The 20,060-nt window shown below is 63.1% G+C and carries 24 protein-coding genes and 1 tRNA gene; 16 read left to right on the top strand and 9 right to left on the bottom strand.

Going from position 1 to position 20,060, the window contains the following annotated elements; translation table 11 throughout:
- Window positions 1-3: 3 nt before the first annotated feature.
- The 5 genes from GGC47_RS27195 to GGC47_RS27175 are packed head-to-tail and all read right to left on the bottom strand — an operon-like array spanning window position 4 to window position 4,339.
- A complete protein-coding gene (locus GGC47_RS27195) occupies window positions 4-834 on the bottom strand; it encodes a hypothetical protein (RefSeq protein WP_429069852.1) in 831 nt (276 codons plus the stop codon).
- A complete protein-coding gene (locus GGC47_RS27190) occupies window positions 831-3,242 on the bottom strand; it encodes a VirB4 family type IV secretion/conjugal transfer ATPase (RefSeq protein WP_429069851.1) in 2,412 nt (803 codons plus the stop codon). The genes GGC47_RS27195 and GGC47_RS27190 overlap by 4 nt, the downstream gene beginning before the upstream one ends.
- 9 nt (window positions 3,243-3,251) lie before the next feature.
- The gene (locus GGC47_RS27185) at window positions 3,252-3,548 is read right to left on the bottom strand and encodes a VirB3 family type IV secretion system protein (RefSeq protein WP_429069849.1); all 297 of its coding nucleotides are present in this window, start codon (window positions 3,546-3,548) and stop codon (window positions 3,252-3,254) included.
- A complete protein-coding gene (locus tag GGC47_RS27180; RefSeq protein ID WP_142021412.1) occupies window positions 3,545-3,862 on the bottom strand; it encodes a TrbC/VirB2 family type IV secretion system protein in 318 nt (105 codons plus the stop codon). The genes GGC47_RS27185 and GGC47_RS27180 overlap by 4 nt, the downstream gene beginning before the upstream one ends.
- A 12-nt stretch (window positions 3,863-3,874) precedes the next feature.
- Window positions 3,875-4,339, bottom strand: a complete 465-nt coding sequence (locus tag GGC47_RS27175; RefSeq protein ID WP_429069847.1) for a lytic transglycosylase domain-containing protein — start codon at window positions 4,337-4,339, stop codon at window positions 3,875-3,877.
- A gap of 389 nt (window positions 4,340-4,728) precedes the next feature.
- On the opposite strand from GGC47_RS27175, the gene GGC47_RS27170 reads away from it, so the two are divergent.
- From GGC47_RS27170 to GGC47_RS27140, 7 genes are read left to right on the top strand one after another with little or no spacing between them, the layout of a single operon-like run.
- Entirely contained in the window at window positions 4,729-5,127 is a 399-nt protein-coding gene (locus GGC47_RS27170; protein ID WP_429069845.1) for a hypothetical protein, read from the top strand.
- A 1-nt stretch (window position 5,128) separates the two neighbouring features.
- A complete protein-coding gene (locus tag GGC47_RS27165) occupies window positions 5,129-5,713 on the top strand; it encodes a thermonuclease family protein (RefSeq protein WP_429069844.1) in 585 nt (194 codons plus the stop codon).
- Window positions 5,714-5,769: 56 nt separating this feature from the next.
- Window positions 5,770-6,351 carry a thermonuclease family protein gene (locus GGC47_RS27160; RefSeq protein ID WP_429069842.1) on the top strand — a complete coding sequence of 194 codons (582 nt, stop codon included), beginning with the start codon at window positions 5,770-5,772 and terminating at the stop codon, window positions 6,349-6,351.
- Complete coding sequence (locus tag GGC47_RS27155) at window positions 6,348-6,908, top strand: hypothetical protein (protein ID WP_112761555.1); 561 nt, start codon at window positions 6,348-6,350, stop codon at window positions 6,906-6,908. The genes GGC47_RS27160 and GGC47_RS27155 overlap by 4 nt, the downstream gene beginning before the upstream one ends.
- A 9-nt stretch (window positions 6,909-6,917) precedes the next feature.
- Entirely contained in the window at window positions 6,918-7,568 is a 651-nt protein-coding gene (locus GGC47_RS27150; RefSeq protein ID WP_429069841.1) for a hypothetical protein, read from the top strand.
- 37 nt (window positions 7,569-7,605) lie between these two features.
- Window positions 7,606-8,067: a hypothetical protein gene (locus GGC47_RS27145; RefSeq protein ID WP_429069839.1), complete on the top strand. Its 462-nt coding sequence runs from the start codon at window positions 7,606-7,608 to the stop codon at window positions 8,065-8,067.
- Window positions 8,064-8,744, top strand: a complete 681-nt coding sequence (locus GGC47_RS27140; RefSeq protein WP_429069837.1) for an acyltransferase — start codon at window positions 8,064-8,066, stop codon at window positions 8,742-8,744. The genes GGC47_RS27145 and GGC47_RS27140 overlap by 4 nt, the downstream gene beginning before the upstream one ends.
- A 709-nt stretch (window positions 8,745-9,453) precedes the next feature.
- Here the strand turns inward: GGC47_RS27140 and GGC47_RS27135 are convergent.
- On the bottom strand, window positions 9,454-9,708 hold the full coding sequence (locus tag GGC47_RS27135; RefSeq protein WP_429069835.1) for a hypothetical protein: 255 nt from the start codon (window positions 9,706-9,708) through the stop codon (window positions 9,454-9,456).
- A 26-nt stretch (window positions 9,709-9,734) separates the two neighbouring features.
- Window positions 9,735-10,358, bottom strand: coding sequence for an acyl-homoserine-lactone synthase (locus GGC47_RS27130; protein WP_429069833.1), 624 nt, complete (start codon window positions 10,356-10,358; stop codon window positions 9,735-9,737).
- Between the two features lie 486 nt (window positions 10,359-10,844).
- Between GGC47_RS27130 and repA the strand changes: the two genes are divergently transcribed.
- The 6 genes from repA (at window position 10,845) to GGC47_RS27100 (ending at window position 15,906) form a co-directional block, all read left to right on the top strand.
- Window positions 10,845-12,059 carry a plasmid partitioning protein RepA gene (gene repA, locus GGC47_RS27125; RefSeq protein WP_133565323.1) on the top strand — a complete coding sequence of 405 codons (1,215 nt, stop codon included), beginning with the start codon at window positions 10,845-10,847 and terminating at the stop codon, window positions 12,057-12,059.
- Window positions 12,056-13,093, top strand: coding sequence for a plasmid partitioning protein RepB (repB, locus tag GGC47_RS27120; protein WP_429069831.1), 1,038 nt, complete (start codon window positions 12,056-12,058; stop codon window positions 13,091-13,093). Before repA ends, repB begins: the two co-directional genes overlap by 4 nt.
- A 265-nt stretch (window positions 13,094-13,358) precedes the next feature.
- A complete protein-coding gene (repC, locus tag GGC47_RS27115; RefSeq protein WP_112761560.1) occupies window positions 13,359-14,588 on the top strand; it encodes a plasmid replication protein RepC in 1,230 nt (409 codons plus the stop codon).
- Between the two features lie 82 nt (window positions 14,589-14,670).
- The gene (locus GGC47_RS27110; protein ID WP_429069830.1) at window positions 14,671-15,159 is read left to right on the top strand and encodes a hypothetical protein; all 489 of its coding nucleotides are present in this window, start codon (window positions 14,671-14,673) and stop codon (window positions 15,157-15,159) included.
- A gap of 126 nt (window positions 15,160-15,285) precedes the next feature.
- Window positions 15,286-15,492 carry a hypothetical protein gene (locus GGC47_RS27105; RefSeq protein WP_112761562.1) on the top strand — a complete coding sequence of 69 codons (207 nt, stop codon included), beginning with the start codon at window positions 15,286-15,288 and terminating at the stop codon, window positions 15,490-15,492.
- 123 nt (window positions 15,493-15,615) lie between these two features.
- Window positions 15,616-15,906: a WGR domain-containing protein gene (locus GGC47_RS27100; RefSeq protein WP_370955904.1), complete on the top strand. Its 291-nt coding sequence runs from the start codon at window positions 15,616-15,618 to the stop codon at window positions 15,904-15,906.
- A gap of 47 nt (window positions 15,907-15,953) precedes the next feature.
- Here GGC47_RS27100 and GGC47_RS27095 read toward each other — a convergent pair.
- Both GGC47_RS27095 and GGC47_RS27090 read right to left on the bottom strand, forming a co-directional pair.
- Window positions 15,954-16,026, bottom strand: a tRNA-Ile gene (locus GGC47_RS27095).
- A 642-nt stretch (window positions 16,027-16,668) separates the two neighbouring features.
- The gene (locus GGC47_RS27090; protein ID WP_429069828.1) at window positions 16,669-17,835 is read right to left on the bottom strand and encodes a tyrosine-type recombinase/integrase; all 1,167 of its coding nucleotides are present in this window, start codon (window positions 17,833-17,835) and stop codon (window positions 16,669-16,671) included.
- A 212-nt stretch (window positions 17,836-18,047) separates the two neighbouring features.
- On the opposite strand from GGC47_RS27090, the gene GGC47_RS27085 reads away from it, so the two are divergent.
- From GGC47_RS27085 to GGC47_RS27075, 3 genes are read left to right on the top strand one after another with little or no spacing between them, the layout of a single operon-like run.
- A complete protein-coding gene (locus tag GGC47_RS27085) occupies window positions 18,048-19,256 on the top strand; it encodes an RHE_PE00001 family protein (protein WP_429069826.1) in 1,209 nt (402 codons plus the stop codon).
- Between the two features lie 43 nt (window positions 19,257-19,299).
- Complete coding sequence (locus GGC47_RS27080) at window positions 19,300-19,677, top strand: type II toxin-antitoxin system RelE/ParE family toxin (protein ID WP_429069866.1); 378 nt, start codon at window positions 19,300-19,302, stop codon at window positions 19,675-19,677.
- Window positions 19,674-20,015 carry a helix-turn-helix domain-containing protein gene (locus GGC47_RS27075; RefSeq protein ID WP_429069824.1) on the top strand — a complete coding sequence of 114 codons (342 nt, stop codon included), beginning with the start codon at window positions 19,674-19,676 and terminating at the stop codon, window positions 20,013-20,015. The genes GGC47_RS27080 and GGC47_RS27075 overlap by 4 nt, the downstream gene beginning before the upstream one ends.
- Window positions 20,016-20,060 lie beyond the last annotated feature (45 nt).

Genomic DNA, 20,060 nt, shown 5'->3' with positions numbered 1-20,060 from the left:
CCCTTATCGGCTGTTGGCGGCGGTGGCCGCGTTCTGGATCTGCTCAAGGAAGAACAGGACGTTGCCGGCAGCATCGACATAGCGGGGCGTGACACAGGCCGGATTTTCCGAAGTACCGGCTTCCGGCAACCGACAGCTCGACGGGGTGCGGCATGGATCGGGGGCGATCCCCGAACCGGTCGTGCCAGTCGGACAGACCGTTCCCGTTGCCGCCGGATGGGTGGCGCCACCTGCCCGCATCCCGCCGGCGGCGCGGCTTCCGTCGCTGCTGCGCGCGAGATTGAGGGCATTCAGCGCCGTCACCCATAAAGTCGCGGAGTTGATCGCCTCGTTCCAGGCGAGGTTGTTCTGGATCCGGGCCGCGCTGTTTGCATCAAGGGACGCCATCACCGTGTCGGTCGCGCCAACCTGCTGACCCGTTGCGCGAAAGCCATTCTGCGCCGCCTGCAGGGTCGAACGGCTGGCATCGAGACCACCGACGACATTGCCGGCGGACTGGAAGAGCGTCTGGTTGTTGAGGGCCGCGCCCTTCGCACCAGCAGCCGGCGTGACGGAACTCTGCGGGCTGTAGGCCTGGATCTTGCGGGCACCGTCACCGCTCTGCGGTTGCACGGCCGGGTTGGTGAGGTTGGCCTTCTTGCCCGTCGTCAGCGCGCATTTGACCCCCTTGTTGGCCTCCTTGCGCTGGCTCGTGATCGGAACGAGCTTGACTGTCGTCCCGGCGGTCTCCGACTGCTTCGTCAGCAGGGCGGCATCGTTGACCGGGACATTCGCGAGTGCGGGCGCCGCAGCAAGCGAAGTCACGAGCGCAATAACGAGGCGTACCCGCTTCATGAAGCCTCCCTCCCGAGGAAAATCGGCAGCCAGGTTGTAGGGTCGTCACCCACGCGGGCGCGCAGCGCGTCGAGCTCGGCCACCGTCTCGGTGCGTCCGGACAAGACCTTGATGAGATCGGGCATGCCGGTGAGGTTCAACCGTGCCACGACGCTGTCGCGCCCGTGCTTGATCAGGAAAGAGCGGCTTTCCGGCGCGGTCGAGCGGATCCAGGCAATCTCGCGGCCGGACAAGCGGAAGGCTTGGGCGTAGCTGTCGTCGTCGGCCTTCGGGTTCGGGAAAAAGATGTTAGTGCTGGTCTGTTCGATCAGCGTGTTTGACGACTTCGAGCGAACGATATCGGCCGCCGATTGCGTGCCGAAGCCGATGATGCCGTTTTGCTTGCGGATCGTCTTCAGCTTGTCGCGGATGAAGAGGGCGAAGACATCGTCATCGAGCAGGCGCCAGCCCTCGTCGAGGAAGATCATGACCGGATCGCCGGTCAAAAGCTCCTCGGTCCGATGGAAGATGTACATCAGCGCCGCGGTGCGGATGACGGTATCGTCGAGCACCCGCGTCATGTCGAAGCCGAACACGCTCGAGATCGAGAACCGGTCCTCGTCATTGTCGAAGAGCCAGCCGCGCTGGTCGGCCCGCATCCAGCTTTCGAGCCGGGCAAGCAGATCCCCCTCTCCCGCCCGGATCCGCCCGCGCAGCAGGGTCGAGAAGGCTTTGAGCGTTCGACCTTCAGGGCCGGCGCCGAGTGAAGCCGCGATCGCATTGCGGATCACCTGCTCTTCGGAGGCCGAGAGCTCGCCGCCATTGCTCGGCCTCAGCATGAAGGCAAAGAGCTGGAACAGGAATTCGCGATTGGGTGCGGTATCCGGCAGCGAGAGCGGGTTGAAGCCGGTCGGCTCGCCAGGCACCAGCGTCTCGTACCGGCCGCCAAGCGCGCGGATGAAGATCTCGGCGCCGCGATCCTTGTCGACGAAGACGAGTTTTGGCCGCGGTTCGATCCGCTGGGTCTGCGCCGCGATGAACGAGAGGAACACCGTCTTGCCCGAGCCGGTCGGGCCGAGCACGGTGAAGTTGCCGATGTCGCGGATATGATGGTTGTAATAATAGGCCGTCTGCGAGGTCGTCTCGAAGACCGAGATCGCCGGTCCCCAATGATTGCCCGCAGGCCTGCCACTGGGATAATTGTGCAGCGAGGTCAGTCCCGCAAAATTCTTCGACGAGAGGATCGACTTGCGGGCGATATAGGCGAAGTTGCCGGGAAGTTGGGCCCAGAAGGCCGGCTCGCAATTGAGATCCTCGCGTACCCAGATGACCGAGCGATCGGTGAGAGCTGCGCCGACCGCTGTGACGGCCGCGCCGACCTCGGCGAGATCGCGACCAAGGCACATCACCGTCATGTGATGCTCACCATAGATCGCCTCGGAGGCGAGGAGCTCGTCGCGCGCGTCGTCGAGATGCTCGGCGACGATCGAGCCGGCCTCGTCCGACATGTCGACCTGACGGGAGACACGTTCGATCTGCTTGGCCGCTTCCGGCCGGTCGACGATCGCAAAGCTCTGAGTTGCGATGAATTCGTGCGGGACGCGCAAGAGATTGTCGAAGGAGCCGGGCCCGGTCTGGGCCGGATATTCGCGGATCGAGACCATCGCGCCGAAGCGGGTGTCGGTGGGGCCGGCACCGCGCAGCTCGATCGCGTTGCGGCCGAAAAAGATGCGCTTCATCGCCAGCGCCTCTGCCAGATCCATGCGCGGCAGATGCATCGGCCGCGGCAGGCCGCCATTCAGCAACTGGACCAGGAACTCGAGCGGTTCGGAAAACCAGACGCCCTCGCGATCGACGACGCCGAGCTGCCGGATGCCGTAGCCCGACAGGTTTTCGCGGATCGCGGTCGCGACGTCGCGCAACTCGCTCAGCGCTGTTTGCTGCGCAACCGATGCGCCTGACTCGTCCTTGCGGCCGAGCAGCTTCGCCAGCATGAACTCGAAGGTACCTGCCTGGCCCTGCAGCGGGCGGCGGACGAGCGTCAGGTAGAGATCGTTGACGAACATCCGCCGCTTCGACAGCGCGGCATTATAGCGTTCGTCGAGCTCCCGGCAGAACGGATTGTCGAAGCTGGAGTCGATCCGGGGCTGAACCTCGCGCCGCACGATATGGGAAACGAGGGCGAAGCGAGAATTCGCCAACGTGCGCACGACGTCGTTGCGGCCGAGCAGGCGTGCATTGACCTCGCTGAGATCGGAGGTCTCGAAGGAATAGCCTTCGAGCTTGAAGATGGTCAGGACCAGACCGTCGCGCGTGCGGATGATATGGTCGTCGACATGCCTGGTATAGGGCACATGCGAGGAAACCGGGCGTTCGCGCCGCGCGATGGCGCCGAAGGTCAGTTCATCGAGCAGAGCGCGGGCGACCACGACGCCACCTCAGACACTGTAGCTGTCGGCGCTCCAGAAGGAGCGTGAACGCGGCGGGCACTTCGCTGATTTGACGAAGAGGATCTCAAAGATCCGATCGTCCCGCAGCGTCATGACGAAGCCGAGCAGATGCAGCGGGATTGCGACGAGCAGCATCATCAGATTGTGCGAGACGAGGAAGCAGACGCTGGTCACGACGCCGTTCAGCATGAAATACATGTAAGGCACGCCCATCAGCGTAGGCGCCCGTGTCAGCGCCTTGACCAAAGGTGTGATCATCGGATCCTCGAGCTCGCTACCCGTCATTGGCCGACTGCCGACTGGAAGAACTGGACGATCTGGGCGGAGCCGAAGACCAGCACGATGCCGAAGATGACGCTGCCGGCGATGCCCCAGGTCAGCCGCGCGGTCCAGGCGAAGAAGCCGCAGGCGATCACCGCGAGCGTCGCAAGCGAGGTCGCGATCGGTCCGGTCATCGTCGAGACCAGTTGCTGCAGGGTCGACTGGACCGGTTGCAGGGTGCCGCCGGATTGGGCGGACGCGGCGTTGGCGGTCAGTGCGAGAACGGTGCCGGCGAGAACGGTGCCGGCAAGGGTACGCAAGGTAGGCGACAGGATCATCGGTGCCTCCATTCAGTCGATGTGCATGACGAAGCCGTCGTTCCAGCCGGCGCCTGGCGGTGCCTTCGACGGAGATCTGCCGGCGACCGTGCGGCCGGGCGCGGGCAATGTGTAGAAGTCGTTGATGACCTCGGCGACGTAACGCACGGTCTCCGGATAAGCCGGAACGCCGCGGTTCTTCTCGACCGCATCCTCGCCGGCGTTGTAGGCGGCGAGGATGTAGAACGGGTTGCGGTACTTCTCGTGCAGAGCGCGCAGGAAGCGGATACCGCCGCGGACATTGCCGACCGGGTCGCAGAGATCGACCTGGAAACGCTTTGCCGTCTCCGGCATGAGCTGCATCAGCCCGAAGGCGCCCTTCTCGGAGATCGCCACCGAATTGAACCGGCTCTCGATCTTGGCGACCGCGAGCACGAAGTCGGGATAAAAGTCCTCCTCCATGGCGACACGGGTCACCAGCGCGCGCGCCTCCGCCACAGGCAACGCCTTGTCGATGGAGCAGGGCGGCGTGGCTCGCGCTCTGTCGCTGCGTGCGGCTGGTGCGGGTATCGGCGACACCGGGATCACACGCCCCGACGCATCGACGGTGGCCAGCTGCGGCGGTGGACGCTCCTGCGCGCGGGCGCCCGCGGGGGCGATGGCGAAGATCGTTAATCCGACTGTCAGGCCTCGAATCCGCATCTCTCGGCTCTTCCAATCTAACATCTATTATAATAGATATTAGACATAGCTGCTTCGGCACGAACTGGTCAACCCCGATCGCGGAGGAACGCGTGAGAGCTGTTCGGATGATGGTGATGCTTAGTGCATGCGGGTCGCTCTTGGTCGGCCCCGCGGCAGGCCAAGACGCTTCATTCGGCTGCAAGGTGCTGCTCTGCTCGGCCGCAACCTCGCCGGGCTGGCCGAGCATCCCCTATTGCGTGCCGGTCATGCAGACCCTGTTTCGGATTCTCGCCAAGGGTGGGAGTTGGCCGAACTGCCCGGAAGCCCGCGCCAGCGGCCTTGGCTATGAGCCTTATCAGGCTTGCTCCGCTGGCCAGACGCCTGTCCTGGCTGGGGACGATGCCGGGATGGCACTAACCGAAACCCCTCACGGCAATCTCTGCGCCGACCTGTCGAAACCGCGGCAGGACTGCTCGACGGATGCGGGCTGCCGCACGCGCTATCCGACGACCCCGCGCGCGACGCGCAGCGAACCGTATTTCGTCGACATCGTCACGGCGAACGGCGCCCAGCGCTTCTACTTCTCGCTGCAGGGCTATTGAGATGAGGCGAGCGAAATCCGTCGCGATCGCGATGGCGATCCTCGCGACCGCCAGCGCGTCGGCGCAGACGGCGTCACGCTGGTTCCCGATTCCGGCGCAGGCGCAGTATCTCACCGGCGACAGCTGGTCCGATGCGGGCACGACCTATCGCCTCTACGGCGTGCAGTCCTGTCTGCGGGGCACCAGTTTCACAAACGCTCGGGGCATCCGCCGAGATTGCGGCGAAGCGTCGCTTGCCATGCTCGTCGCACTGACCCGCGATCTGAAGCCGCAGTGCCATGACGCGGCCGCACTGCCACAGAGCCGCACGGTCTTCGTCTTCTGCATCGCCGCGCGCAGCGAAGGATCGGGCGCAGGCTCGCGGATCGATCTCGGCACGGCCTTGATCGCCACGGGCTTCGCCTTTGCCGCGCTGAAGCCGGACGGCAAGCCGGTGCATGAACCCTATCTCGTGGCCCAGCGCATCGCCCGACAAGCCCGTGCCGGCCTCTGGGCCTTTCCCGATCTCCCCGACCCCAATGCCGTCATCCTGCGCGGTTTGCGTGAGGACAGCTCGCATTCGATCGGCATGCCGTCACCACGCTGATCGTTCCATCAGGAGACTTCGGATTGCCGCCTCGAGCTCGATATGGGAATCTCGCAATGGCGCGGCTGCGTGAAGCCGGCGTCGGCTGCCTCAGTGCGCTCGCTTTTGTCGCGCCGTGCTTGGCGCAGGCCTCGAGCACCGGAATCTATCGTCCAAAGCTGCCGGCGCAGTCGCCGCCCCTGCGCGTCGAGGTCATCGACGGCACCCGGTTCCGCGACATCGAGACGAAGGCGGTCTTTCGACTCCATGGCATCGAGACCTGCGCGCCCGGCCAGATCGCGACTCTGGAGCGCCAGGCTTGGCCCTGTGGAACGGTTGCGGCGGCCTGGCTGGTGAACGCGACCCTCAACCGCTGGCTCGCCTGTGCCGTGATCCGCGAAGAGGGCGACGAGCGCCTCGCGCGCTGCGCCACCGCCCATCATCCGGATCTCGCAGCTTCAATGCTGCGCGAGGGCGTCGCGGTTCTGACTCCCTCGGCCAGGAACGACCGGGAAGTCCCGCCAAGCTATGGCCAGGCCGAACAGCAGGCACGCAAGGCCTACCGCGGTCTGTGGTCGAGCACGTTCGAGATGCCCTGGGACTGGCGGGCGCGCTGGCCCGACGGAGCTCGGGCTGTCGGGCGCGAGGCTATGCCATGATGGTGCGCTCGACGTGGTCCATCATCGCGCTCGCGATGGCGGTCTCCGGATGTTCGACGTCGGCCCCGGAGCCGGTGCCATCGATCGCCACGGAAACGGCCCTGGGACGGCACGCGTTGCAGACGCCGGCGCATGTCGTTCCCGGAAGGCTCGAATACGCGCCCGACAATTCGACCTTTGCGCCGATCCTGACGGAGCGCTTCCCTTACCCCACGCAAGCAGACGCCAATGCCGCCTATCTCCGATGGATCGACGCGGCCGCTCCAGGCCGTTCGTATCCTTCGGCAGTACGCCTGTTCGGCTGCAAGCCGGGCGCCGTCGACGCGCAGACCGCGCGGGTGACCCGCTATCGCGGCCCCGTCGTTCATTGCGCGACAGACTTGCTCGACGGGGATGGCCGACGGCTGCGGCGCGAGACGGTGAATGTCTACTACCACCGCTCGGCCTGGACGATGCAGCCGCTCGATCCGCCGCGCGCGCCCGTCGCCTGGCGGGATCGGGAGGGTTCGCCCCGCGATATCTGGCGGTGGCTACCTGGCCGGTCTCGATACCAATAGGAGCCGGTGATGGCTGATCTGGCTGCGATCGGGAGAAGGGACAGCGAATACAGGGGCCCGCCGCACGGCTCGGCTCGCCGGCACCGCATGCCGGTCCTGATCGCGCTGGCCCTGAACCCGGTGAATACCGCGCCGCTGCTGGCACAGACACTAACGCCGGACCCGGGCGCGTGGCGCCCCCTCGCCTATTCCGACTTGCAGCGGCCAACGCCGCGCAATGCGACCTATGCCGACATCTGGAAGGATCAGCTCGACGCCAACAACGAAGCCTATAGGGCGCGCGGCGATCGGCGATTTGTTGATGGCAATGCGCCGGCGACGGCGGCGCATTTCGTCATCTGGAGCGAGCAGCGATCGGTCGTCCTCACGGTGCTGAACACCGCGCTCGGCTGCTCACCCAAGCTGCGCGACGCCAAGGCGCAGGTCCTGGTCAAGCTCTGCCCGATGCGGATTGCGATCTACAACGGCATCCGCGTCGAGACACTCGATGCCGGTCGCGGCTGCTATCTCGAACCCGAGGCTAACAGCACGATCAATCCGTCTGTCGCAGCCGCTTACGGCGCCTATGACGTTGGCGCGAGGCGCCTGAAGCTCGGCATGGTCGTCAATCACCGGGTCGTCGACGGCTGCTCCTTCAACATTCCGCTCGTGCGCCCATGAGCAGCCACCACCCAAGGAGGGACCCATGAGACCAGGATTGTTCGGGATTGTCGCCCTGGCTGCCGCCAGCATCGCGATCGCGAACCTGTCCGATGCGGCCGAGGCGAACTTCACCTACAAGGTGAGCTATCGCAACGTTGCGGTCGATCCCGAGGGGATCTGGACAGGGGAGGCCCTTTCTGGCGGCCCCGTGACGATCCACGAGTACCAGCTCCGCACAATGGGCCGCGAATTCCTGATCTCGCAAATCTGGAACGACGATTGTGCGCCCGCCATCTGCCCGACCCGGCTGCTGCGCCTCGAGCCTGGTGGCGGCCGCGTCGTGCTCGTCGACGACATGATGCGCCAGATCATCCCCCCGAACGATCCACGCTTGGCCGGCCTGCCGGTCAATGGTCTGCAGGCCGAGTTCGCCCGGAATCCTTTCCGGCTGAGTGACGACGGGAAGACGCTGCTGAACGGCGATTTCCGCTTCGACGTCGACGAGGTCAAGCGATGATGAAGCGCCCTGCCCTCTTCGAAGCCGGCGTCGCGCTTTGCCTCTCCTCGGCGCTCGTTTTCGCCGGAGAATCCGCCGCGAGTTTGATCGCCGCGGGCATCCCGGCGAACTGCGCGCCTTTCGCGGCGAAGGTCTCTGCGGCCGAGGGGAATTTCGGTACGACCAATCAATATGGCTGTCTGGGGGCCTTTCAGTTCTGTCCCGGAACCTTCGAGCGCTACTACACTGGCAGCGCCCAAAGCTTTCTCAACGACCCGCAGGCGCAGGTCGCCGCCTGGACGCGCTATCAGCAGAATTCCTGGTCGCAGGTCCAGAAGAACGGCATGGGTTCACTCGTCGGCCAGCAGGTCTGCTCCGGCGGCCGCTGCGCTACGATCGACCAGTCGGCAATCCTCATGGCCTGCCAATTCGGTTGCGGCAAAGGCGGCAAGCTCGCCAACTATGCCGCGAGCGGCGACTGCAATGCGCGCAACGTCAAGGACGGCAACGGCGTCAGCGTCTGTACCTATCTGGTCAAAGGCGCTGGCTACGATGCCTCCTGCTTTACGGGTGATCCAATGACGAGCTGTGTGCCAGCGCCCACAGAGCCGGGCGACTATCCGACGTCGATCGGGGTCGCGGCCAACCCACCCTCCCCTTTCGATGCGTCGGTCATCGTGCGCTCGACGGAGGTTTAGCGGCACGTTGGTTTCGCCCGTAGCTATCGAGCCGCTGGCTTCTTTCGGTGCCATCTCGTCGGGTTAGCCTGACCGCGCGGAAATCGGGGCCCTTGCTTGCGTCTTTCAGTTCCCGGCGAAGCTCCAAATAGATTATCGCAGACCGCTTGAGGGCGTTGGTATTACATCTCGAATGCAGCGCGACTATCCCGTTGGCGGAGGCGGTTGGTCAAGATGCTGGGTTGAAGACCATCGCGGTTGATGGCTACTGATCTTGACATGAAGCGGCCTAGCCGGAGGTTAGGAGATGGTTCGGACATGACCCATTATGTGAGCACAGCACTATTTAAGCAATTCGCGCTTGGCTTAAACAGTGGTTCAGCTAAGATAAGCGCTTTTGAATAACGGGCGACACCATCATGAACGAGTACATGCAGTGGTTTCCTGACAGCATTCTCTCCCCTTTCAGTGACGAGAACCCTGCCGGCTGCGTTCGACGGATGGTCCTTCACTGACGACACGGTCGATCACGAGCAACCCATCGAAACCTGCGAACTCTGCGCTCGGCAAGACCTTCGCTATCACTTCGAGATCGCTAGTCACTATACCGACGCAACACTTTGGCTCAGCTCCCATGGCATACTGCAATTCGACATGGCCGTCATGGAGAAAGGCCGGTGCCTATCGCCGAGCGAGGCGAAGCGTCGTGGTATCGCTTCTTGGTACGCTGTTACTTTGGCGCAGGCGGGTCAAGGAGATCCCTTAGGATCAACAGTCCGAATGCATCAATCTGCTTATCGACGGCGGGGCTAAGATCCTCGTCACAATAGTAAGCGTAAACCAGCGCCCAGAATACCACCTCGTCAGACCGGCCACCGAACAGAGCCTTCTGCATGGTTCTTCCCATCAGTGTGATGGCGCGCACGTGCTCATATCGGGTGCGCAACTCGCCGGCCACGACCTTCGCATCGGTCATGCGGATCATCGTCTGCTCCCTGCTCGAACAGAAGATCAAGCCGCCGTCGGGAGGGGGATCTCGGAAACCACGGAAGTTTTGGAACCGCGCGCCTCGTGGATCGTGTCGAGGGTTTCACGATTGAAGGACATGCGCAGCGCGACAACTTCGTCTCGACCAATTTTCTTCGGAAACCCAAGCGGCCTAGCGAAGAAGCGCAACTGCATCGCTTTGACCATGAGGCGCCAATCGATCACAACCGTGACGGTGTCGACCCGGTGCCTCAAACCCCATTCCACAAGACCCTGGACGAGTTCGAGGAAGGGTCCGTCGGGCCGCGGGCGAAAGTCGCGCCATCCGGGCGCAACGCAAAACCGCGTCCACTCGAAGACGCGCGGTCCGGTTGGCGGCTGCTCGCGACAGAGGTCGCCGAGAACCTCCGTCAGCAGATGGGGCCGTGTCGTCGGCAGCAGCCGCTGATATCCAACAATCTCGTCGCCTCGTAGGCACACATGGTGGACCGCATGCTCATCGTCGAATTGATCGCGCTCAAGCCCATCTGGCCGGCGCAAGTCTATCCAGGCTTTTTCGTCGACGAAAATTGAGTGGCGGAAGCGGAAGACCCGATCCATCAGGGCGCCATGCCTATCGATGTCCGAGCCGGGAATGACCACAAGCATCGTGAAGCTCCTCGGCTGAAAGCGGCGCCGAGTGAGGCACATGGCTAGCCTTCTCTCACTTGTCACAAATGACCATTGCGGGTTTCGAAGGCCCCCTTCCCCGTATAGGGTTCATACGCGATCCGGCTGCTCTCGATAGCCACGGCAGAGGGCGAGTTCTTCGATTGCGAGCGCGATCGCAACGGCCACTAACGATGGCGCCGCGCCGAATCAGAACGTCTGGTGCTGCTGGGGCTTGCCGCCACCCCTCCCCTCCCCTTCGGCAAAGTTCATTGAGCCGCAGGAAGAAGCAGCGGCGTTTTGATCCTTCGATGGGATGCGGTGATCCTTTGCTGCGTGGATGGCATTCAAACTGGCCAAATATCTTTGGTCGTCAACAGGTCGTTAACCTTAAATCTCTGGACCGACAGCTAGAATCATGGCGTAGCTTATCGGGAGAAGGCCGATAAAGCGGCCTTTGCCCGACAAAGAGGAATTCTTACGCCAATGCCCGAAGCCGTGGCGCAAAAATCCATACCGTCGCTGGCACCTGCCGAGCGCGTTTGGAAGCACGCGCGGGTCCTTTCGCAGCAGCTAAATGCGCTGCGCGAACGCATGTACCCGCCGCACGCGCAGAAGAGCCTCCGTCATTTTTTGACGAATGAGGTTTCGAAGCTCACCTCGATTCCCGATTCGACGCTGAAGCTTATGTCGAATGAGGGCAAGGGGCCCCTGCCCGCTCGCCTGGAAAACAATCACCGAGCCTACACTCTCGCTCAGGTCAACGAGCTGAGGCAGCTCTTTGGCGCGCAGAAGCCCTCCGAAGCTCTTCGCTTTCTTCCGCATCGGCGGCGGGGGGAGCATTTGCAGATCCTGGCCATTGCCAACTTCAAGGGCGGCTCGGCTAAGACGACGACCAGCGTGCACCTTGCGCACTATTTGGCGCTGCATGGGTATCGAGTTCTCGCGATTGACCTCGATCCGCAGGCCTCGCTTTCAGCCATGTTCGGCGCGCAGCCCGAAATGGACGTTGCTGCCAATGAGACAGTTTGGGCCGCTCTTCGATATGACGAGCTCCGCCGCCCGCTGCGAGACGTGATCCGGAAAACCTACTTTCCGGGCGTCGATCTCATACCGGGCAATCTGGAAGTGATGGAGTTCGAGTACGAAACGCCCCGCATGCTGGCTCAAGCCAGAAAAGCCGATTCGCTCTTCTTCGAGAGGCTCGGGCTGGCTATTCGGGAAGTCGAGGACGATTATGACGTGGTCGTTCTCGATACGCCGCCATCGCTCGGGTACCTGACGCTGGCCGCGATTTATGCGTCAACAGGAATGATCATAACGATCCATCCCGCGATGCTCGACGTGGCGTCGATGGGTCAGTTCTTGCTGATGATGGGCGATCTCATCGACGTCATTTCGCGTGAGCGAGCTTCGATGCGCCAAGATTTCTTCCGCTATCTCATCACGCGCCACAATCCATACGACAAGCCGCAAACTGAGATCGTCTCGATGCTCCGGATGTTGTTCCCCGATGACGTCTTGGTGCCGGCGGCCGTCGAAAGTACTGCCGTTGAGGCCGCGGGCTTGGTGAAGAGAAGCATCTATGAACTGGAGGCAGGAGAGATCGGACGCGAGGCGTTCAAGCGCGCTCGCGAATCGTTTGACGCAGTCAATGAAGGGATTGTCGATCTCATCAACGAGAGTTGGGGCCGGCGATGAAGAAACCCGCGCGTCAATCAATCGTGGCGAGCTTCGGGCTGTTGTCTCAGACGGCATCGGAAGCGGAAAGCGAGAGCAGGCGTTCTGACACTGCGTCTGAGAATTTTACTCCGCCAGCTCCGCGGGTTCCTGCGGGCGTGATTGGAGCTACGCAGCGGACCCTCTCGGACATCCGAGAAGAGCGCGATCGACTCCAGGCGATTGTGGATTCCGGGGTCGGTGGAATCGTGGAGCTCGATTCCAGCAGCATTGACCCCTCACCCTTTCCCGATCGCCTTCCCGACGACGATGACGCTGATTTTCAGGAGTTCAAGCGGTCGCTTGCCGAGGATGGTCAGCGGGTTCCGGTTCAGGTCCGACGTCATCCCGACACGCCTGGACGCTACCAAGTGGTCTACGGCCATCGCCGTGTACGTGCCGCTCGCGAACTCGGCGTTCCGGTAAAGGCCATTATCCGAGACCTGGACGACGGTGAGCTCGTCGTGTCGCAGGGCTTGGAGAACGCTAGCCGGCAGGATCTGAGTTGGGTCGAGCGTGCGGTTTTCGCGAGTCGGATGGAGGCTGCCGGTGTTCGAGCCCGAGACATTCGGGGTGCGCTCGCCATCGATGACGCGGAGTTGGCGAAGATGCGGTCGGTATGGAGAGCCTTGCCTGGGGACTTAATTGTCGCCATCGGGCGAGCCCCGAAGGTTGGGCGTCCGAGATGGCTTGAGTTGGCGGCTGAGCTTGCTAAGGCCCCATCCCAAATTGCCGTAGCTCGAGAAACCTTGTCAGCTGACAAGGTTCGCGCGGAACCCTCCGACGTCAGATTTCAGTTGGTTTTAGGCGCGGTGTCTGCCGCCAAGCAGCCCTTAGAGAAGCAGGCTCTCGATCTGATGGCCAGTGATGGGCGGAGTGTGGGCAAGGCGCTGTTTGGTAGCCGAGAGATTCGGCTGAAGGTCGATGCTCATTCAGCGAACGAGTTCGCTTCGTTCTTTCGCGCCGAGTTGCCAGAGTTGATGAAGCGTTTTGAGGCGACACGCCGCGGACGCTGAATATGGAAACCTTGTCAGGTGACAAGCTTGAAGCAGGAGGGAAAAGACAGAACCATTCGCTGCGCAAGGTCGGAACGATGATCTTCGCGCGGTGAGCGAACCAATCCAGCAAAAGAAAAAGGCCCCCGAAACGGTGTCCCGGAAGCCCTTCTCTCGTGTGGTGACCTGAGAATCGCACTTCCTCGAATCGCCGTCAAGAGTCTCTTGGAGACGAAACGCCATTTTGGCGGGCGGGATTCTTTTGCCTAACCATAGGTGAAGGAACGTGGTGAATCACGCTGCATCGACGCCCTTTGGGCGGCGGACGCTGACGCTTGCCCATGTGGCAACTCAAGCGCTCGCGAAGGAACGGTCGCCCGATAAGGCGGTCCATAAATGGAATCTATTCCGGGATGTCTGCACGGCCAAGGCACGGCTGGGCGTGAACGAGCGCGCCCTGGCTGTGCTCGATGCCTTGTTGACCTTTCATCCAGAGACAGTGCTGACAGGCGACCAACTTGTCGTCTTCCCCTCTAACCAGCAACTGGCGCTAAGAGCGCACGGAATGTCGCCGGCCACCTTGCGGCGGCATCTAGCGGTGCTCGTCGATGCCGGTCTCATCATTCGGCGGGATAGTCCGAACGGGAAGCGCTACGCACGGAAGGGGAGGGGAGGGGATATCGAGCTCGCCTTCGGCTTCGATCTGTCGCCTTTGGTTGTTCGTTCTGCCGAGATCGAGAGTGCGGCCGAGGACGTCAGGCTCGATGAGCGCGCCCTGAAGCTCGTGCGCGAGCGCATCACCATCTGCCGGCGGGACATCGCCAAGATGATCGCTGCCGCGATCGAGGAGAATGTCCCGGCACATCAGGCGGGCCAAGGGCCGTCGACCTGGCAGGAGATTCATACGCTCTATCGGGCGATTATAGACCGGATTCCGCGCACTGCGTCGCGCGAGGTTCTGGAGCCAATCGCCGATGAGATGTCGATGCTGGCGGATGAGATCCTCAACCTATTGGAGCTTCACACAAAAACTCAGAATCTAAGCGGCAATGAGTCTCATTCTGAGCGTCACAAACAGAATTCAAATCCAGACCTCTCTACTGATCTTGAACCTCGCTTTCCAGAAAGCAGGGGTGGGGAGGTCGAGATCGATCGTGATCCGGGGAGGATGACCGAACGGCCGTTCCCGTTAGGAATGGTCCTCGATGCCTGCCCGGACATCATCGATTACGCTCGGGGCGGGATTTCGAACTGGCGAGATTTCCTGGTGACGGCAGCGATGGTGCGATCGATGCTCGGAATCAGCCCGAGCGCTTGGCTTGATGCCCAGAATGCGATGGGCGAAACCGAAGCCTCGATTGTCGTTGCGGCAATCCTGCAGCGCGGGGAAGCGATCTCGAGCGCGGGCGGTTATCTGCGCGGCCTGACACGGAAAGCGGAAGCCAACGAATTTTCGATCGGACCGATGCTGATGGCGTTGATCGGAAGCCGCCGGCGTGAACCGAAACGAGCATAGCGCATCCGTGGATCGCTGACATGTGCGAGCCGTCGCTGACAATAGACTGGGACAACGGGCCTATGGTGATGAGGTTTGCTCGATGAATTGGAAGCCGCCGGCGCCGATCGACGCCAGTCCGGAAAACCGGGCCCGGGCGAGCGGGCCTGGCTTACGGACGCTCTTCAATGTCGCGCCCGTCTGGGAGCTCGATGTTGCCGAGATCCGAACGCTCCTGGGTATGCCCCCATCGGACGCATTTCAGACCTGGTCTGATACTGCCCGCGCCGACGAGCCTCTAACCCTTGAAACCGACGTCCTATTGCGGATTTCGGCGGTGCTCGGGATTTATAAATCCCTCCGTCTGTTGGAGGAGACTAACGACGAGGGCTCGAAACGGCTCCGAGGCATCAATCGTGAAAACCCCTTCAATGGGAAAGCGCCAATGGAGCTGATGCTGTCCGGCTTCGAACCTGGGCTGATGGATGTCCGTGGCTACTTGCTCGCCAAGGAGTGCGGAGGCGGCACCGCCCCTAGCGAGGTCGACCGCGACTTCAAGCCTTATACCGACGCCAATTTGATCCGGATCTGATATCGCCTCGGATGACCTCTTGTGTTGCAAGGCGGTCGATTCGATATCGGCGCCGCCAGCTCCCATGAACGATGCGGCTGAGGCGGGCTCTTGGTGCTGCAGTTTCGGTGTTTCAAAGGAATAGACGTGTTTCAGATCAAGGCCACGATCCGGGGTAGCAAGGTCAAGGAAGCTGCCCCTTCTGCGGTGGAGGCGCTTCGCCGCTACCGGGATATCCAGACACGTCCGGGTGTGACGGCTTGTTCGGTGATGAAGGGCGGCGTGCTGGTGGGGCAAGCCGAGCTCGTGAGCGCGGCGACAGTCGAGGACCTGCGCGCCAAATCCGGGATCTGACCTCGCGGCGAGGGCGAGGTTCTGCAGGACGCCTCGCGGTTCATCAATGATGTGAATCGTCAACGCGAGATTGATTCATCCTTTGCGTTGGACGGGTGTCTGCCAAGAGCGCGAGATGCGCGCATGGACAGCTCCTTCGCCAAAGACGTGCCGCGCTTGCAGATGCTGGTGTTGGACCGATCCGATCCAGCGCAGAATATGGCCCGGTTCTATGTCCTTGCGATTGAGCCCACACTATTTGGCGATGTCGCGCTTGTACGCGAATGGGGGCGCCGGGGCTGTTCCGGTCGGCGGCGACTGGATCTCTACGGGGATCAAGAAGCCGCTGCCGAGGCACTGCAGGACTGGCTCCTTCGGAAGACCCGACGTGGCTACGGCGTCGTAGCAGCTTCGGTGACGAACGAGGGGGCATAGCCGGAAAGCTCCCGATGTTGGGGCCGCCGCTTTTTAGAATGGCATAGTAGGCCGGGCCGGACTCGAACCGGCACCGGCCCTGTTATGAGCGGCAAGCTCTAATCATTGAGCTACCGGCCGGGTTGGGCGTTTAGCATTCAGCGCGATGGGCAAACAAGGCTGCGCGATCGTTCCTCTCGGGCCCGAGAGGAGCCCTCAGACCCTGCGGCAGGCTGCCTCGTTCGCTCCGCGAGCGGATCGTCGTGGGAGGAGGAAGGGAGCTGGCCGCGTTGCTGCCTAGCCACACGAGAGGAGAGTCTGCCGGTTTGTCGACAATCCCGATTGCACGAGGCCGGGATGAGACCGAAGCTGGGCAGAGAGGGAGGCGAGATTATGCGTACGCCTGACAGCTCGGAAGCCTCTATGGCTCGCATCAACGGCATCCTCATTCGGAGTGCCATCGCCGTGGCGATTGCTGCGACCATCGTGCTGCCGCTGCTCCGCTAAGTCGGGTATTCCGAAAGCGCGCAAATTCGGCCGGAGGCGAAAAGTCGACCTCGTAGGAGCCTCGCTGAGTGCCCTTCGGGTATGTGGCGGCTAGGGTGGTGAGGCAAAGCACTTAAATGCCCCCAGCGGTCATTTATGAGGCTTCACCAGCGCCGGGAATCGGCCATGGGTCGGGGATGAGTCGCTGGGGTCGCTCGCAGCGGCATTCCGGGCGAGGTGCCCGTCCATCTCGGCTGAGCCTGACAGAGCTCGCGCCGACCACGTCGACTCAACGTTTCAAAGTGCCAGGCGGGCGGCTTGGCTGAATTGCCGCTCGGCGTCGTTGTAGTAGGACGCCGCCTGCTGCACCGAGCGGTGCTGTGACTGTTGCATCGCCGCGGGGAGCGAGACGCCGTTGCGAGCGGCCTCGGTCAGGTAGCCGGAGCGCAGGCCGTGGGCGGAAAATTCCCAGGGATTGAGCCCGGCCTGAGCACAGCGGCGCTTAAGGATCAGGTTGACCGCCTGCGGGGTCAGGGCGCGGTCGGAGAGACCCTCCCAGCGGTCGATCGCCCGAAACACCGCGCCCTTGCTGATATTGGCGCGTTCGAGCCATTCGCGCAGGGCCTCGACCGGCGGCCCCACGATGAGGACGCGCGCATCGTCATTGGCCATTGCCGTCTTGGTTCTACCGAGCGTGATCGCCAGGCAGGGCAGGCGCGGGGAATTGAGATCCTCGGGATCGAGCGGGACCGGCGCCTCCTCCGAAAGCTGTTCGACGCGCAATCGTGCGATTTCGCTGCGGCGACGACCGCCTGAGCCAAAAGCTATCAGCAGCAGCGCCAGATCGCGCGTGTCGCTCAAGCGATCGCTGCGACAGGTCGCAAGCAAGCGGTCAAGGATATCGCGGGTGACGGCGCGCTTGCTCTTGCGCCGGCGGGGCCGGGCGCTGGCCCGCACCGCCAGACGCACCGCCGTCCGCAGTGATGGCGCGGTGAACGGGCCCGTAAGACCTTTCCAGCGGTGCAGCGTCGCCCAGTGGGCGAGCCGGCGTTTGACGGTCGAGGGCGCGTGGGGACCGTCGCTGCGCAAATGACCGTCCAAGCGTAAGGCTGCGGCGGTCGCGTCGGGCATGCCGTGCGCGGGATCGGTTTCGCGTTGCGCCGGATCCCAGAGGTGCTGCGCGACGAACTTCAGCGTCAGCGCTTCCGGCGCCGGCCAGGGCAGGGGCGAGCCGGTTGCTGCGATCGCCCAGGCTTCGAGATAGGCCAGATCCGAGGCGAGCGCGCGCAACGAATTCTCGCCCATCCCTTCCTGGGCCAGGTGGCGCAGCGTCGCGACATCGTCGTCGGTCAGGATTTTGGCGAGCTGATCGCGCCGCTCCAGCGGCAAAATCCCGGCGAGCGCGTCGAGCTGCAGGGCGCGCCGCGTTTCGGTCTCGGCCGAGAGCAGGAATGTCGATGTCACGGAGGCTCCTGGTGCGGCTTACACGGGCCGCTTTCGTCGACCGGATGCTCGGCTGACGTCGTCGGCGAGCTTTTCGAGCGCGAAAATCGCCGATTTCCGCAGGCGTGTCCATGATTATCGATAAGAGGTAATTATCGATAGTGATGTTGGTTCGAAAGCGGGTATCGATGTGAAGCAAGCTAATGGCAATTTTGATTGGCTATGATATAGAGATGGATGTGAATTCAGTCGGGTACGAACTCTCTCGGGCGAGCCGCCAAGTCCTGGTTTCGAACTGCGCCGCAGCCGCTGAAGCCGCGGCGATCGCGCTCGTCCGCTTTGATGAGCGGTTGCTTCGGGCCGAGCCCGTCCTGGCCGATGGCGCGCGCCAGCGCGGCCACGCTTTTGAGGCTCAAGCCCTGGTCGGGCTCTCTGGGGGGCTCTGTCCGCTCGAGGATCTCGTCCTGCACGATTCCGGCATGGACGTGCGCAGCCCGACCCGCGAGATCACCCGCGCCGCGACCATGCTGGACGAGCGCCGGCGCCTGGCCCGGCGCGAGCCCGCCGCTATCTTGAGCCCGACGGCCCTGCGGCAGCGGCTCGGGATCGCAGGATCAGAGGAATCGGATCGGACGGACAGGGTGACGACCGCGCCCGGGACCGCGATACAGGTCGTGGCCCCCTGGGACCGGATCGAACGGGATGACGACGATGAAGACCCCGCCGGCGAGGATGATTTGGGCCTGGAGGATGAGGAGGGGCTCGGCGATCCGGCCTTCGCCGAAATCGACGCCTTGCTGGTCCGGTCGCGAAAAAAACTCGACGCATGGAACGATTTTTCCTCCGACGAGGGCCGCAAAAACCTGACGCTACGCGATCCCACCTATGACGCCGCCGGGCGGTTCGCGCGGTGGCAAGACATCCTGGAGGAGGGCAGGGGGCTGCCGGCGGCGCTCGCAGCCGCGGCCGCGCTCGATGCGTGGCTGTGGCTCGAGCCGTCGGAACGCGCCGGCGAGCTCGGGTTCGCGCTCGCGGCGACCGTGTTGCGACAGCGCCAGTTGGCGCAGGCGCATCTGCCAACAGTCGGGGTTGGGCTGAGACGGGGAAAGTTCAGGTGGAGCCCGCATTTGGCGCTCAGCGCCCGGATCGCCGGGCTGCTCGCTGCTTTTGGCGAGGCGGCGGCGTTCGGGCAGGGGGATCTCGATCGGCTGTCGCTGGCTAGGACCTTGATGCTGCGGAGGTGTGAAGGGAGGCGGGGGAATTCGAAACTCGGCGAGCTCGTCGACCTGTTCGTGTCCTCGCCACTGGTCACGGTGCAACTGGCGGCGGCGCGACTGCAGGTCACACCGCAGGCGGTCGAGGCCATGCTGAAGCAGCTCGGCGGCAGCCTGCCGCGCGAACTCAGCGGCCGCAAGCGCTACCGGGCATGGGGGATCATGTGACGAGGCAGGCATATGCACTTGACGGCATAATGCACTTTAGGGCATACCGAGCGTATGGTCTGGGCTGTTCAATCCGTCGCTGAATTCGAGAGCTGGTTCTGGAATCTGTTCGGGTAGAAATCGCGGTCAAGATAACCTGCTGCAGCAGGTCGGACCGACGCTTGGCAGGGCCCATGCGGACACGCTGAAGGGTTCGGTCTATCCGAACATGAAAGGGCTGCGGATCCAGATCGGTGGCGATCCCTGGCGGGTGTTCTTTGCCTTCGATCCTAGACGCTCAGCCATCTTGTTGGTCGGCGGCAACAAGGGCGGTGACGGCCGCTTCTATGAGGTCAATCTGCCGATCGCCGACGAGCGGTATCGCGACCATCTCGCGACGCTGACCGTGCCACCACCATCGAAGAGAGGGCCAAAACGATGACCGCCTCCTGGAATGAGACGCTGGCCAAACTCCCAGCCGACGAGCAGGCCGCGATCGCAAAGCGTAGCCGCGAGGTGATGGCCGAATATGTCGGCCTCAAGGAGCTCCGTAAGGCGCGCCGCCTGAGTCAGGCGGCTCTGGCCGCGCGGCTGCACACCGATCAGGCCGGTGTCTCAAAACTCGAGAAGCGCGCCGATCTGCTGCTGAGCACGCTCAAGGGCTATGTCGAGGCCGCCGGCGGCAGCCTTGAGATCGTGGCGCGGTTTCCGGACGGGCCGACCTTGCGCATCGACCGGCTGGGAGATGTCGGGCGGCGAAAGAAGGCTGACGCCGCGTAGAACACGACTTCCGCTCGTGGCGCGCCGCCGACGTTCGGAATGTCT

Origin of the sequence: Allobosea sp. OAE752 (assembly GCF_050433265.1) — a bacterium.
Taxonomy (GTDB): Bacteria; Pseudomonadota; Alphaproteobacteria; order Rhizobiales; family Beijerinckiaceae; genus Allobosea; species Allobosea spartocytisi.
The sequence above is the reverse complement of the archived record's forward strand: the minus strand, read 5'-3'. Positions and strand labels throughout refer to the sequence as shown.

What these genes read in the sequence shown, in the direction of transcription:
- GGC47_RS27180 (WP_142021412.1), bottom strand. Translation starts at nt 3,862, where the DNA reads ATGATCCTGTCGCCTACCTTGCGTACCCTTGCCGGCACCGTTCTCGCC.
- GGC47_RS27140 (WP_429069837.1), top strand. Translation starts at nt 8,064, where the DNA reads ATGATGAAGCGCCCTGCCCTCTTCGAAGCCGGCGTCGCGCTTTGCCTC.
- GGC47_RS27160 (WP_429069842.1), top strand. Translation starts at nt 5,770, where the DNA reads ATGGCGCGGCTGCGTGAAGCCGGCGTCGGCTGCCTCAGTGCGCTCGCT.
- GGC47_RS27100 (WP_370955904.1), top strand. Translation starts at nt 15,616, where the DNA reads ATGGACAGCTCCTTCGCCAAAGACGTGCCGCGCTTGCAGATGCTGGTG.
- GGC47_RS27075 (WP_429069824.1), top strand. Translation starts at nt 19,674, where the DNA reads ATGACCGCCTCCTGGAATGAGACGCTGGCCAAACTCCCAGCCGACGAG.
- GGC47_RS27195 (WP_429069852.1), bottom strand. Translation starts at nt 834, where the DNA reads ATGAAGCGGGTACGCCTCGTTATTGCGCTCGTGACTTCGCTTGCTGCG.
- GGC47_RS27130 (WP_429069833.1), bottom strand. Translation starts at nt 10,358, where the DNA reads ATGCTTGTGGTCATTCCCGGCTCGGACATCGATAGGCATGGCGCCCTG.
- GGC47_RS27135 (WP_429069835.1), bottom strand. Translation starts at nt 9,708, where the DNA reads ATGATCCGCATGACCGATGCGAAGGTCGTGGCCGGCGAGTTGCGCACC.
- GGC47_RS27110 (WP_429069830.1), top strand. Translation starts at nt 14,671, where the DNA reads ATGAATTGGAAGCCGCCGGCGCCGATCGACGCCAGTCCGGAAAACCGG.
- GGC47_RS27150 (WP_429069841.1), top strand. Translation starts at nt 6,918, where the DNA reads ATGGCTGATCTGGCTGCGATCGGGAGAAGGGACAGCGAATACAGGGGC.
- GGC47_RS27165 (WP_429069844.1), top strand. Translation starts at nt 5,129, where the DNA reads ATGAGGCGAGCGAAATCCGTCGCGATCGCGATGGCGATCCTCGCGACC.
- repA (WP_133565323.1), top strand. Translation starts at nt 10,845, where the DNA reads ATGCCCGAAGCCGTGGCGCAAAAATCCATACCGTCGCTGGCACCTGCC.
- GGC47_RS27085 (WP_429069826.1), top strand. Translation starts at nt 18,048, where the DNA reads ATGGATGTGAATTCAGTCGGGTACGAACTCTCTCGGGCGAGCCGCCAA.
- repB (WP_429069831.1), top strand. Translation starts at nt 12,056, where the DNA reads ATGAAGAAACCCGCGCGTCAATCAATCGTGGCGAGCTTCGGGCTGTTG.
- GGC47_RS27185 (WP_429069849.1), bottom strand. Translation starts at nt 3,548, where the DNA reads ATGACGGGTAGCGAGCTCGAGGATCCGATGATCACACCTTTGGTCAAG.
- GGC47_RS27155 (WP_112761555.1), top strand. Translation starts at nt 6,348, where the DNA reads ATGATGGTGCGCTCGACGTGGTCCATCATCGCGCTCGCGATGGCGGTC.